The following is a 13,717-nucleotide window of genomic DNA, read 5'->3' as shown; positions in this document are numbered from 1 at the left end:
ATGCCAGGTCCATGGCTTCGCCAAGAAGACACCAAATCCGGACGCTCACACCCATTGACGTCGCCCCGGAAGCGTCTTACCTTCCTCTTCATCAATAGGAAAGTTTCTTAACAGAGTGAGGCGGGGCACCACCATGGCCGCACCACCCCCCGGCAACACCCCCAACGGCACGCCCGGGACCCCCCGGGTCCTGCGCGCCATGAACGACCGGGCCGCGCTGGACCTGCTGGCCGCGCACGGCCCGCTGACCCGGACCCGGCTCGGGGAGCTGACCGGGCTGTCCAAGCCGACCGCCTCACAACTGCTGGCCCGCCTGGAGTCCGCCGGGCTGGTCCGTCCGACCGGCAATGTGACCGGGCGGCCCGGACCCAACGCCCAGCTGTACGAGATCAACCCGGCCGCCGCCCATGTCGCCGCGCTCGCCGTCGACCAGGAGGGCATCACCGCCGCCGTCGCCGACATCACCGGCCAGGTGGTCGGCGAGCACCGGGTGACCGCCCCCACCACCGACGAGTCCCTGACCGGCCGCACCGCGGAGCTGGTGGCCGAGGCCGTCGACGGCGCCCTGGCCGCGGCCGGGCTCGACCGGTCCGATCTGCACGGGACCGTCATCGGCACCCCCGGCGCCCTCGACCCGCGCACCGGGAAGCTGCGCTACGCGCCGCACCTGCCCGGCTGGCAGTCGCGCGCCCTGCGGGACGAGCTGGCCGAGGTGCTGCACACACCGATCGTCATCGAGAACGACGTCAACCTGGCGGCCGTCGCCGAACAACACCACGGCACCGCCCAGGACTTCGACGACTTCGCCCTCGTCTGGGCCGACGAGGGGGTCGGCGCGGCCATCGTGCTCGGCGGCACGCTGCTGCGCGGGGCCACCGGCGGAGCCGGGGAGATCGGCTACATGCCGCTGCCGGGCGCGCCGCTCGCCCGCGGCGGACCGGACGCGGCGGCCGCGCCGGACGGAGGCGGCGGGTTCCAGAAGCTGGTCGGCTCCCCCGCCGTCGTGGAGCTGGCCCGGGAGCACGGCATCGAGGCACCCACGGCCGCCAAGGCCCTCGCCACCGCGCTGCGCACCCCGGGGGCGGGCGATCGGGTGCTGACCGAACTGGCCCGGCGGCTGGCCGCCGGGCTCGCCTCCGTCGTCGCGGTGGTCGACCCGGAGCTGGTGGTGCTGTCGGGGGAGGTCGCGCAGGCCGGTGGGGAGCGGCTGCGCGAGCTGGTCGAGACCGAGCTGACCGGGCTGGCGCTGCCCCGGCCGGAATTGCGGATCAGCGATATCGAGGGGGATCCGATACTCATCGGCGCGCTGCGTCAGGCGGTCGCCGATGCGCGTAACACCGTTTTCGACACGGCCTGAGAATCACCGCCTCAGACGCCACCTGAAATTCACCGTCCATCCGGCGCCCGTACCGCCGCTTCCCCTGCCGTCCCCCGCAGTAAAGGAAGTACCCCCATGCCCCGAATGCCGGCCGCCCTCGTCCCGGTACTGAGCGCCGGTGCCCTGCTGCTGACCGGTTGCGCCAATCCCAGCACCGGCAGCGCGACCGACGATCCGTCCAAACCCGTCACGCTGAAGTTCTGGCACGGCTGGTCGGACAAGAACGAGGTCAAGGCGATCGACGCCGGTATCGCCCGGTTCGAGAAGCTCCACCCCAACATCAAGGTGAAGGCGACCGGCAATGTCACCGACGCCACCTTGAACCAGGCGCTGCGAGCCGGCGGGGACGACGCTCCGGACGTGGCCTCGTCGTTCACCACCAACAATGTCGGACAGTACTGCTCGTCCGGGATGTGGGTGGATCTCGACCCGTTCATGAAGAAGACCGGCCTGGACAAGAACAAGGTCTTCCCCAAGACGCTGCTGGACTACACCGGCTACGACGGCGACCAGTGCGCCCTGCCGCTGCTCGCCGACGCGTACGGGATGTACTACAACAAGGACGCGTTCCGGGAAGCCGGGATCTCCCGCCCGCCGCGCACGATGTCGGAGTTGAAGCGGGACGCCGTCAAGCTGACCAAGCGCACCAAGAACGGCGGTTACGAGCGGGTCGGCTTCATGCCGAACTTCCGGCTCTACCAGAACAGCCCGGACCGGCTTTTCGCCCAGTGGGGGCCGACCTACTTCGGCAAGGACGGAAAGGCGCGGCTGGCGAAGGGCAGCGCCGCCAAGGACTTCTTCGCCACCACGCGGGATCTGGTGCGGAGCCAGGGCGGCTACGGTCCGCTGGAGAAGTTCCGTACCACCTTCGGCGACGAGATGTCCTCGCAGAACGCCTTCCTCACCGGCAAGCTGGCCATGCACATGGACGGCGAATGGCGCGGCCTGTTCATGAAGGGCGCGAAATTCGCATGGGGCACCGCTCCCCTGCCGGTGCCCGACGACAAGCCCGAGACCTACGGCCGGGGCTATCTCACCGGAACGGTGATCGGCATAGGGCACAGCAGCAAGCACCAGAACGCGGCATGGGAACTGGTGAAGTTCCTGACCGCCGACACCGACCAGGTCGTCTCCTTCGCCAACGCCATCCACAACGTACCGTCCACCAAGGCGGCGCTCACCTCCCCCAAGCTCGACCCGGACCCCACCTTCCGCGCCTTCCTGGATATCGCGCAGAACCGATACAGCACCGCCCTGCCCGCCTCGATCAACGGCGGACAGTACGTGGTCTCCCTCCAGGACTTCTCCTACGGCGTCGAGGGGGGCACGGTGCACGACCTGGACAAGGGGCTGAGGGAACTCGACGAGGAAATCGACGCCGACAACCTCCAGGCCCAGAACTGACGGAGCGCGACATGGCCACAGTGATGAACTCCCCCGCCCTGCGCCGTAAGGCCACGCGCCGGCGGCTGCGCACCCTCGGTTTCCTCTCCCCCTGGCTGGTCGGATTCACCGTCTTCTTCGGCTATCCGCTGGTCGCCACCGTCTACTTCTCCTTCATGCACTACAACCAGATCGAGGCCCCGACCTTCGTGGGCCTGCGGAACTGGCGGTACGTATTCGAGCAGATGCCGCTGTTCGGGCCGGCGCTGTGGAACACGCTCTGGCTGGTCGCGGTGATGGTCGCGCTGCGGGTCGTCTTCGGCCTCGGGATCGGCCTTCTGGTGACCAAGGTCAAGGCCGGGGTCGGCTTCTTCCGCACCGCGTTCTACCTTCCCTATCTGGCTCCCCCGGTGGCGGCCACGGTCGCCTTCGTCTTTCTGCTCAACCCCGGCACCGGCCCGGTGAACGACATCCTCGGAAACGTCGGGATCTCCGCCCCCAACTGGTTCAACGACCCGGCATGGGCCAAGCCCTCGCTCGTCCTGCTGTCCCTGTGGGGCATCGGCGACCTCATGGTCATCTTCATGGCGGCGCTGCTGGACGTGCCGAAGGACCAGTACGAGGCGGCCGAACTGGACGGCGCCGGGGCGCTGCACAAGTTCCGCTATGTGACCTGGCCGTCGATCACCCCGATCGTGATGTTCGCGGTCGTCACGGGCGTCGTCCAGACCATGCAGTACTACACCCAGGCGCTGGTGGCCGGAAAGCTCGCCTCCGGCGTCACCATCGGGCCCGGTTCGGTCATCCAGCCCGGCTACCCCGACCACTCCACCCTCACCATGCCGCAGCTCGTCTACTCGCTCGGCTTCCAGAACTTCAACACCGGAGCCGCCTGCGTGCTCTCGCTCGTACTCTTCGCGATCGCGATGGCAGTGACGACGCTGCTGATGCGCCGGCGCGCCGGCCTGCTGTCGGCCGAGGACTGAGAGGACCGTCCGCCATGACCGCGACCACCACCACTCTCACCGCGCCCTCCGCGCCCGTCCGCCCCGGAACCCGGCGCTCCCCCGCCCCGGCCGCCCGCCGCCGCGCGGCGCTCCACTGGATCGCCGTGCACACCGTCGCCATCGCCGCGGCGCTCTTCTTCCTGCTGCCGTTCGTCTTCGTCTTCCTGACCGCCGTGATGAGCGACAGCCAGGCGATGAGCGGCGCCCTGTGGCCCACCGAATGGCACTGGTCGAATTACGCCGAGGTCTTCCGGACCCCCGGGTTCCTCGACTGGTGGCGCAATTCGCTGATGTACGCGGTGCTCGGCACCCTGTTCACGCTCTGCTCGTCCATTCCGGTGGCGTACGCGCTCGCCAAGTTCCGCTTCCGCGGCCGCCGTACCGCCATGCTGCTGGTCATCTCGACGATGATGCTGCCGCCGCAGGTCGTCGTGGTGCCCATGTATCTGGTGTGGGCGCAGCAGTTCCACCTGTCGGGGTCGCTGTGGCCCCTGATCATCCCGATGGCGTTCGGGGACGCGTACTCCATCTTCCTGCTGCGCCAGTTCCTGCTGACGATTCCGAGGGAATACCTGGAGTCGGCGCGGGTCGACGGCTGCGGTGAGTTCCGTACCCTGCTGCGCATCATCGTTCCGATGGCCAAACCGGGCATCGCGGCCGTCGCGCTCTTCCAGTTCTTCTACTGCTGGAACGACTACTTCGGCCCACAGATCTACGCCGCGCAGAATCCGGGCGCCTGGACGCTCAGTTATGGGCTGGAGAGCTTCAAGAGCGCGCACAGCGTCAACTGGAATCTGACGATGGCCGCGACACTGCTGGTCATGGCCCCCGTCATCATCGTCTTCTTCTTCGCCCAGAAAGCCTTCGTCGAAGGCGTCACACTGACAGGAGTCAAGGGTTGAAACTCGCAGTCGTGGGGGGCGGGTCCACCTACACCCCCGAACTCATCGACGGGTTCGCCCGGTTGCGGAACGCGCTCCCGATGGAGGAACTGGTCCTGGTCGACCCGGCCGCGGACCGGCTGGAGCTGGTCGGCGGGCTCGCCCGCCGGATCTTCGCCAAGCAGGGCCATCCCGGGAAGATCTCCTGGACCGACGACCTGGACGCGGGCGTGGACGGCGCCGACGCGGTGCTGCTCCAGCTGCGCGTCGGCGGCCAGGCAGCGCGCGAGCAGGACGAGACCTGGCCGCTGGAGTGCGGCTGCGTCGGCCAGGAGACCACCGGCGCGGGCGGGCTCGCCAAGGCGCTGCGTACCGTACCCGTCGTGCTGGACATCGCGGAGCGGGTGCGCCGCCGCAACCCGGACGCGTGGATCGTGGACTTCACCAATCCGGTCGGCATCGTGACCCGGGCGCTGCTGACGGCCGGGCACCGGGCCGTCGGCCTGTGCAACGTCGCCATCGGCTTCCAGCGCAAGTTCGCGAAACTGCTGGGCGTGGCACCCGGGGAGGTGACGCTGGAGCACGTCGGCCTCAACCACCTCACCTGGGAGCGGGCGGTGCGCGTCGGCGGACCCGACGGGGAGGACGTGCTCCCCAAGCTGCTCGCCGAGCACGGCGGGGCGATCGCGGACGATCTGCGGATGCCGCGCGACCTGGTGGACCGGCTGGGCGTCGTCCCGTCCTACTACCTGCGCTACTACTACCAGCACGACGCCGTCGTACGGGAGCAGCGCACCAAGCCGTCACGGGCGGCGGAGGTCGCGGCGATCGAGCGCGAGCTGCTGGAGATGTACGGCGACCCCGCGCTGGAGGAGAAGCCGGAGCTACTGAGCCGGCGCGGCGGGGCGTTCTACTCGGAGGCGGCGGTCGATCTGGCGTCGTCGCTGCTGCGCGACAGCGGGGAGGTGCGCATCGTCAACGCCTTCAACGACGGCACCCTGCCCTTCCTGCCCGACGACGCGGTGATCGAGGTCCCGGCGACCGTGGACGCGCGAGGCGCGAAGCCCCTTCCGGTGCGCCCCCTGGAGCCGCTGTACGCCGGGTTGGTCTCCCATGTCACGGCGTATGAACACCTGGCGCTGGAGGCAGCGTTGAAGGGCGGGCGGGAGCGTGTCTTCCAGGCGCTGCTGTCCCACCCCCTCATCGGCCAGATCGACTACGCCGAGAAGCTGACCGACGACCTGATCGCGCACAACCGGGAGCACCTGGCGTGGGCCTGACGCAGTCCGAACCGGCCGGTTCCGCACCGGCCTCCACCGCCTCGGCACCAGCCTCCTCCGCCGCGGCACCAGCCTCCTCCGCCGCGCCGGGGCCGTCCGTGCTGGCGATCGACGCGGGCAACAGCAAGACCGACGTCGCGCTCGTCGGCCCGGACGGCACCGTGCTCGGCACGGCCCGCGGCGGCGGCTTCCGGCCGCCCGCCGTGGGCACCGAGCGGGCCGTCGGCGCGCTGGCGCGGCTGGTGGAGGAGGCGGCACGGCAGGCCGGAGGCTCCGGTCCGCCGCGGGTCGGGCACGTCTCCGCGTGCCTGGCCAACGCCGATCTGCCGAGCGAGGAGGCGGAGCTGACGCAGGTGCTGGCCGGCCACGGCTGGGGCGACACCGTCACGGTCGCCAACGACATCTTCGCGCTGCTGCGGGCCGGGGCCGCGGACGACGGCGAGCCGACCGGCGTCGCCGTCGTCTGCGGCGCGGGTATCAACTGCGCCGGTCTTGGCCACGGCGGGCGCACCGCCCGCTTCCCCGCCATCGGGCGGCTCTCCGGCGACTGGGGCGGCGGGGGCTTCCTGTCGGAGGAGGCGCTGTGGTGGGCGGCCCGCGCGGAGGACGGCCGGGGCGAGCCGACCGAGCTGGCCCGCGCCCTCCCCGCGCACTTCGGCCTGAGCACGATGTACGAGCTGATCGAGGCCGTCCACCTGGGGCGGCTGGAGCCGTCCCACCGCTATGCGCTGACCCCGGTGCTGTTCGCGGTGGCCGCGGGCGGCGACGAGGTCGCGCGCGCGATCGTCGACCGCCAGGCGGAGGAGGTGGTCACGATGGCCACGGTCGCGCTGACCCGGCTGGACCTGCTGGCCGAGGAGACGCCGGTGATCCTGGGCGGCGGGGTGCTGGCGGCCCGGCATCCGCAGCTGGACGACCGGGTCCGCGCGCTCCTCGCGGAGCGCGCCCCGAAGGCCGCGCCCCGGGTCGTCACGGCCCCGCCCGTTCTCGGTGCGGCGCTGCTCGGCCTGGACCGCACCGGCGCGCCACCGGCGGCGTACGCCCGGCTGCGCGCGCACTACGACGGGGCCGAGGGAGCGGCAGCGCAGGCGGCAACGCAGGTGGCAACGCAGCGTGCGCGAAGGGGCGTCACGGAAACTGACGGTGACGAAAGGGGAACCGGAAGTCCTTCCCGGGCGTAATCAGAGTGGGGAGGGGAGATCGCGATCCGAGCAAGATCCAGGCACGACCGGTGACCTGGTCGGGGGGCGCGGTCCATACTTCTGCGGACAGTGACCGTGGGGTCCGGACCAAGGGGGAGGTCTTGTGTCACATCTGTCGGCCATCGGCAGACCCGCGCCGCCGCCGCCCGCGCCCGCGGCCCCGCCGCCGCCGCGGACTGCGTGGCGGGAGGGCCTGGACCGGGTGCGGACCGCGGCCACGACGGAGCCCGGGCGGCTGCGGATCATCGGAGCCGTGCTGGCCGCGCTGCTGGTGGCGTTCGGGGCGGTGACGGCCTGGCAGGTCTCCGACCGCGAGACCGCGGCCGACGCGGTGGCCGAGCGCAGCCAGCCGCTGAGCGCGGACGCCGCGCGGATCTACCGCTCGCTGGCCGACGCCGACACCACGGCGGCGAGCGGCTTCCTGACGGGCGGCCAGGAGCCCGCCGCGGTGCGGCGGCGGTATGAGCGGGATATCGGCACCGCGTCCGAGCTGCTGGTGCGGGCCGCGGCCAACACCGACCGCTCGGCCTCGGCGCGCGCCGAGATACGGAAGATCAGCCAACTGCTGCCGGTCTACACGGGCCTGGTCGAGTCCGCGCGCGCCAACAACCGCCAGGGACTGCCGCTGGGCGGCGCGTATCTGCGGTATGCGAACGACACGATGCGCACCCGGCTGCTGCCCGCCGCCGACCGGCTGTACGAGGTGGAGACCGCCCGGCTCGGCGAGGACTACGGGGACGCGAAGTCCTGGCCCTGGGCGGCGATAGGAGTGGGCGTGGCCGCGCTGGCCACCCTGGGCTGGGCCCAGCGCCGCAACTACCGCCGGACCAACCGGGTGTTCAACCACGGTCTGCTGGGCGCGTCCGCCGCCGCCGCGGTGGTGCTGGTGTGGCTGGTGGCCGGCCATGCCATCGCCCGCGCCGATCTGAACGAGTCCGACGACCACGGGGCGAAGTCCCTGCGGGTGCTCAACGAGGCGCGGATCGCCTCGCTGCGGGCCCGCGCCGACGAGAACCTGACGCTGGTCGCGCGCGGCGCGGTCGTCGTCGACAAGGACGGCGCCGACAAGGGCAAGGACGCCTACGAGGTCAGCTACGCCTCCCGGATGGCCGGGCTCGTCGGCCGCGAGCCCGGCGGCCGTCCCGCCAAGGGCAGCCTGCTGGGCCGGGCGCGGCAGCTCGCGGACGACGGCGGGGGCCGGGCGCCGGTGGAGGCGGCCGCCACGGCGGTCCGCGCGTGGCAGGCCCGCCACAAGGCGGCGCGCGGCGCCGACGACGCGGGCGACTACAAGGGTGCGCTGGAGAAGGTCATCGGCGCCAAGGACAGCACGGGCGAGTCCTTCGACCGGGTGGACGACGAGCTGGCGAAGGCGCTGGACCATGAGCAGCGGCAGTTCCGGCAGGCCGCCGACAGCGGGCGCGGGGCGTTCACCGGGATGGCGGCCGGGGCCGGGGCGCTGGCGGTGCTGGGCGCGGCGGGCGCGGTCCTGGGCATAGGCCGCAGGCTGTCGGAGTACCGGTGACGGCGATGGGGGGCAGAGACATGCGACCGGCACGACTGCGATCGGCACGACTGCGATCGGGCCTCGCCGCGGTGGTGTGCGCCCTCGGGGTGACCACGGCCATCGTGGGGCCCGCGCTGGTGGACGGCGGGGGTGAGGCCCGGCAGCCCCGGCCGTCCGACAGCTCCCGCCTGGGTCCGCACACCCTGGGCGCCGGGTCCGAGACGGCGGCGGAGGACTGTGAGAAGCCGGAGGCGAGCCTGCGGCCGTCGAGCGCGAGCGGTAAGGCCATCGAGCGGATCAAGGACCGGAGGATCCATGGGCACAAGGTCGGCAAGCTGATCGCGGGCGTCGACCAGAACAGCTACCGCTGGGGCTATCGCGACCCGGCCACCGGCGAGCTGACCGGGTTCGACATCGACCTCGTGCGCGCGATCGCCAAGGACATCTTCGGCGATCCGGACGCCGTCATCTACCGGACCATCCCGACCAACCAGCGCATCAAGGCCCTCCAGCAGCACAAGGTGGACATCGTGGTGCGCACCATGACCATCAACTGCGACCGGATCAAGGACGTGGCGTTCTCCACCGCCTATTTCCAGGCCGGACAGCAGGTGCTGGCCCCCGACACCTCGTCCATCACCGGCTACAACACGACCCTGCGCGGCAAGAGGGTCTGCACGGCGCAGGGTTCGACCGCCGAGGCCGTGCTGGACGACCCGGAAAAGGGCGCCAAGGCGCTCGGGGCGATCAAGGTGAAGCCCGTTCCCAACCAGCTGGACTGCCTGGTCAGACTGCAGATGGGGCAGGTGGACGCGGTGATCACGGACAACGCGCTGGCGGCGGGCCAGGCCGCCCAGGACCCCTCCGTCAAGCTGGTCGGCCCCCGATTCACCGACGAGCTGTACGGCGTGGCGATGAATAAGAAGGACGACGACCTGGTACGCCGGGTCAACAAGGTCCTGGAGGACTACCGCAGAGGTGGCGCCGACAGCCCCTGGCAGCGCGCCTACCGCACCTGGCTCGCGGAGGATTTCGGCAGGACACAGCGGAACCCGGCACCTCCGGATCCCCTGTACAAGGATTGAGGGGGGCCAAGGATTGACGGGGCCAAGAACCGAGGGGCCAAGGCCGAAGGGCCCAGTGAGAAGGGCCAAGGGTTGAGGGACCGGCAAGGATTAGCGCCCGGTCCCCGCGCGTAGGGATGTCGGCAGCAGACGGATCACGCCTGACGGATACGGACACGGACTCGGAGAGGTGATCGATGGAGGTCCCGGGACCCTTCCCCGGCTCCACGGGGACACCCGAGGGGCCGGCCATGGGCCGCGAAGAGGTGGACCGTGCGCTGGCGAGGCTCGGCGCCGAGCACGAGGCGATCGAGACGTCGCTGCTCGCCCTCCAGGATCACGCGGGCAGAAGGCTGCTCGAGGGTGCCGAGCTGGCCGGCGTCACCAAGGACCGGTGGGCCACCACCGAACAGGCCATCTCCCTGCTGTGGAGTTATTTCGACGCCTACACGGACGCCCTCCAGCGGGCCCGCGAGGTGCGCTCCCGGCACCGCTGGTCCACCCCGGGCGAGCTGGCCGAGCTGACCGAGCTGCTGCGCGGCCCCGGTATCACCCTGCCCAGCACCGCCACGCTCACCGGCACGCCGCTGCTCAGCGAGCAGTTGAGCCTGGAGCAGCTGACCGACCGGATGAACCGCTGGTATGCCGAGGCGCTGGACGTCATCGTCACGGCCGACGCCGTGTGGTCCGCGTTGCCCGCCCGGATCGACATGCTCTCCGCCGAGCTGCACCGCACCCGTTCGCTCGCCCACTCGGTCGGGGTGCGGCCCGGGGAGCACCCCTCGGGAGACGATCTGGAGCAGATCACCGCCGAGCTGACCGCGCTGCGCGCCGAGGTGGTCTCCGATCCGCTGGCCTTCTGGAAACCCGCCGCCGGGAGTTCGGCGCCCGGCGGCGGCAGCCCCGACACCGTCCGCTACGACCGCGCCGCCCGCGCCCTGGACGACGTGCGGCGCGAGATCGAGGCCGTCCTGGACGTCCGGCAGGACGCCGAGCGGCGTCTGATGCGGCTGCGCGATGTGCTCTCCCGCGCCGATCGCACCCTCGCGGAGGCCCGGCAGGCGCGCGGTGAGGTGCTGGCGAAGATCGCGGCGTCCGAGGTGCCCGCGGTCAGCGGCCCGCCGACCGCGCTGCACGAGCAGCTGGTCGCGGCCGCCGACTACCGCCGCCGCTCCCAGTGGCACCGGCTCTCCCCGCTGCTGGACAGCCTGGAGCAGCGCGCCGACGACGAACTGCTGCGCGCCCGCGAGTCGTTGACGGCGGTGACCGCACCGCTCGCGGTCCGCGCAGAGCTTCGCGGCCGGCTGGACGCGTACAAGGCGAAGGTCGCCCGGCACGGTATGGCGGAGGATCCGCTGCTGGTGGAGCGGTATGACATGGCGCGCCGGATGCTGTGGAGCGCCCCGTGCGATCTGCGCGCCGCCGAGCAGGCGGTCCTGCGCTATCAACGGGCGGCCGCCGAGGCGTTCGCGCCCCGGCAGCAGGACCCCGCCGATCACGGCGGTGAGGGGGAGCGCTATGAGTGACGTCGTCACCTGCCAGCGGCGCGAGTGCGGCGGGGCGTACGAGGACGTGGGCGGCGGCGAGCTGTACTGCGACACCTGTGGGATGGCCCCGGTGGTCTCCCCACAGGGCATGGTGAGTTCGCCGCCCACCGGCGTCGCGGGCGGCGGAGTCGGCGAGGGCGGCGAGGGCCGTGCCTCGGCCTCGTCATCGTCCCGCTCCTCGGGCGCGTCCCGGCCGTCTCGATCGTCGTCGGCCCGGCGCTCGGTGTCCGGACGGCTGTCCCGCTCCGTCTCCGGGCGCTCCTCGCGTTCGGTCACGGTGCGCGGCTCCGGCCCCTCCTCGTCCGCCTCGGGGCGGAACGCGCTGGGCGCGGGCCTGGTCAGCGTCCCCGGAGTGCCGCGTCCCGATCCGCGTTCGGCGGTGCTGGCCAACCCCGAGGTGCCGGAGCGGAAGCGCTTTTGCAGCCGGGGCGACTGCGGGGCGCCGGTGGGCCGCGCCCGCGGCGACCGGCCGGGCCGCACCGAGGGCTTCTGCACCAAGTGCGGTCACCCCTACTCGTTCGTGCCGAAGCTCGGTCCCGGCGACATCGTGCACGGGCAGTACGAGGTGGCGGGCTGTCTGGCGCACGGCGGGCTCGGCTGGATCTATCTGGCCATCGACCGCGCGGTGTCGGACCGCTGGGTGGTGCTCAAGGGCCTGCTGGACACCGGCGACGAGGAGGCGCTGGCGGCCGCCGTCTCCGAGCGCCGCTTCCTCGCCGAGATCGAGCACTCCAACATCGTCCGGATCTACAACTTCGTCGAGCACCTGGACCAGAACACCGGCAGTCTCGACGGCTACATCGTCATGGAGTACGTCGGCGGCAAGTCCCTCAAGGACATCGCCAACGAGCGGCGCGCCCCGGACGGCAGGCGCGATCCGCTGCCGGTCGAGCAGGCGTGCGCGTACGGGATCGAGGCTCTGGAGGCCCTGGGCCATCTGCACAGCCGCAATCTGCTCTACTGCGACTTCAAGGTCGACAACGCCATACAGCAGCAGGACCAGCTCAAGCTCATCGACATGGGCGCGGTCCGGCGGATGGACGACGTGGACAGCGCCATCTACGGCACGGTCGGCTACCAGGCCCCGGAGGTCGCGGAGCAGGGCCCCTCGGTCGCCTCCGACCTGTACACGGTGGCGCGCACGCTCGCGGTGCTCACCTTCGACTTCCAGGGCTATACGAACGTCTTCGTGGACAGCCTCCCGGACCCCGAGCACATCGAGGTCTTCCGGCGGTACGAGTCCTTCTACCGGCTGCTGGTGCGGGCCACCGACCCCGACCCGGGGCGCCGGTTCTCCTGCGCGCGGGAGATGGCCGACCAGCTGACCGGTGTGCTGCGGGAGGCCGTGGCGCTGCAGACCGGGCGGCCCCGGCCCGCGCTGTCGACTCTCTTCGGGCCGGAGACCCGCGTGGTGGACACGGTGCTGTTCGCCGAGCACGGCCAGGACCCGTCCCTGCTGGGCGGGCGGGCGGCGGGCCGGGGCGCGCCGCCGAGCGGCCCCGTACCGGCGCAGGGCCCACCGGTCCTGGCGTTGCCCGCGATCGCACCGCTGGACACCCGGGCGACCGCGCTCGCCCTGCCCGTGCCGCTGGTGGATCCGTCGGACCCCAACGCCGGGTTTCTGGCCGGGCTGCTGTCCGCCCCGCCCGCCGAGGTCGGCGCGGCGCTGCACACCGCGCCCTTCGACTCGCCCGAGCTGCGGCTGCGCGGGGTGCGCGCCCTGCTGGAGCTGGGGCAGGCGCATGAGGCGGGTGTCGCGCTGACCGGTCTGGAGGCCGCGTTCCGCGACGACTGGCGGATCGTCTGGTATCGGGGGGTGCACGCGCTGGCCATCGGTGACCACGAGACGGCCGCGCTGTCGTTCGACGCCGTCTACGACGCGTTCCCCGGGGAGCCCGCGGCGAAGCTGGCGCTCGGCGTCTGCGCCGAGGTGCTGGGCCAGCTGGACAACGCGGCGGAGTACTACCGGCTCGTGTGGGCGACCGATCCGAGCTTCGTGAGCGCCGCCTTCGGGCTGGCCCGGGTGCGGCTGTGCTCCGGGGACCGGGCGGACGCGGTGCGGGTGCTGGAGTCGGTCCCGGAGTCGTCGATCCACTACACGGCGGCCCGGGTCGCCGCGGTGCGGGCCCGGCTGCGCCAGCGCGCCGCGCGGGAGGCGCTGCTGGCCGATCTGACGGCGGCCGCCCTCCAGGTGGAGCGGCTGGGAGAGTTCGGCCTCGACGCGGTGCGGCGCGAGCGGCTGTGCACGGAAGTCCTGGGCAGTGCGCTGGATTGGGTACTGTCCGGCAGCAGCGGCGCGCCGCCGGGCCAGACCCGGCCGCCGCTGCTCGGCAGCAGCCTGGACGAGCGCGGGCTGCGGTTCGGACTCGAGCGCTCGTACCGGGTACTCGCCAGGCTCGCGCAGCGCGGCGAGGAGAGGATCGAACTGGTGGAGCGGGCCAACCGCTACCGCCCCAGGACGTGGGTGTGAT

General features: G+C 71.8%; 10 protein-coding genes. All 10 read left to right on the top strand.

Annotation, left to right across the window (positions count from 1 at the left end; translation table 11 throughout):
• Positions 1 to 133: 133 nt before the first annotated feature.
• The 10 genes from ASC60_RS20130 to ASC60_RS20085 all read left to right on the top strand — a co-directional run bounded on the left by ASC60_RS20130 (position 134) and on the right by ASC60_RS20085 (position 13,716).
• Positions 134 to 1,357: an ROK family transcriptional regulator gene (locus tag ASC60_RS20130; RefSeq protein ID WP_055552812.1), complete on the top strand. Its 1,224-nt coding sequence runs from the start codon at positions 134 to 136 to the stop codon at positions 1,355 to 1,357.
• A 96-nt stretch (positions 1,358 to 1,453) separates the two neighbouring features.
• Positions 1,454 to 2,782, top strand: a complete 1,329-nt coding sequence (locus tag ASC60_RS20125) for an ABC transporter substrate-binding protein (RefSeq protein WP_055552810.1) — start codon at positions 1,454 to 1,456, stop codon at positions 2,780 to 2,782.
• Between the two features lie 11 nt (positions 2,783 to 2,793).
• Positions 2,794 to 3,747, top strand: a complete 954-nt coding sequence (locus ASC60_RS20120; RefSeq protein ID WP_055552808.1) for a carbohydrate ABC transporter permease — start codon at positions 2,794 to 2,796, stop codon at positions 3,745 to 3,747.
• Between the two features lie 14 nt (positions 3,748 to 3,761).
• On the top strand, positions 3,762 to 4,670 hold the full coding sequence (locus tag ASC60_RS20115) for a carbohydrate ABC transporter permease (RefSeq protein ID WP_055552806.1): 909 nt from the start codon (positions 3,762 to 3,764) through the stop codon (positions 4,668 to 4,670).
• Positions 4,667 to 5,929 (top strand): 6-phospho-beta-glucosidase, encoded by a 1,263-nt coding sequence (locus ASC60_RS20110; protein WP_055552804.1) that lies wholly within the window; start codon positions 4,667 to 4,669, stop codon positions 5,927 to 5,929. Before ASC60_RS20115 ends, ASC60_RS20110 begins: the two co-directional genes overlap by 4 nt.
• A 98-nt stretch (positions 5,930 to 6,027) precedes the next feature.
• Positions 6,028 to 7,110 carry an N-acetylglucosamine kinase gene (locus tag ASC60_RS20105; RefSeq protein WP_107097121.1) on the top strand — a complete coding sequence of 361 codons (1,083 nt, stop codon included), beginning with the start codon at positions 6,028 to 6,030 and terminating at the stop codon, positions 7,108 to 7,110.
• Positions 7,111 to 7,243: 133 nt separating this feature from the next.
• Positions 7,244 to 8,653 (top strand): hypothetical protein, encoded by a 1,410-nt coding sequence (locus ASC60_RS20100; RefSeq protein ID WP_234357045.1) that lies wholly within the window; start codon positions 7,244 to 7,246, stop codon positions 8,651 to 8,653.
• 20 nt (positions 8,654 to 8,673) lie between these two features.
• Positions 8,674 to 9,720, top strand: a complete 1,047-nt coding sequence (locus tag ASC60_RS20095) for a glutamate ABC transporter substrate-binding protein (protein ID WP_055552802.1) — start codon at positions 8,674 to 8,676, stop codon at positions 9,718 to 9,720.
• A 176-nt stretch (positions 9,721 to 9,896) separates the two neighbouring features.
• Complete coding sequence (locus ASC60_RS20090) at positions 9,897 to 11,225, top strand: hypothetical protein (RefSeq protein WP_055552801.1); 1,329 nt, start codon at positions 9,897 to 9,899, stop codon at positions 11,223 to 11,225.
• Positions 11,218 to 13,716, top strand: a complete 2,499-nt coding sequence (locus ASC60_RS20085) for a serine/threonine-protein kinase (protein WP_079038498.1) — start codon at positions 11,218 to 11,220, stop codon at positions 13,714 to 13,716. Before ASC60_RS20090 ends, ASC60_RS20085 begins: the two co-directional genes overlap by 8 nt.
• Position 13,717 lies beyond the last annotated feature (1 nt).

It is taken from the genome of Streptomyces sp. NBRC 110028 (assembly GCF_001417735.1).
In the GTDB taxonomy this organism is placed as follows: domain Bacteria; phylum Actinomycetota; class Actinomycetes; order Streptomycetales; family Streptomycetaceae; genus Streptomyces.
This window is presented reverse-complemented; position numbering and strand designations above follow the sequence as displayed.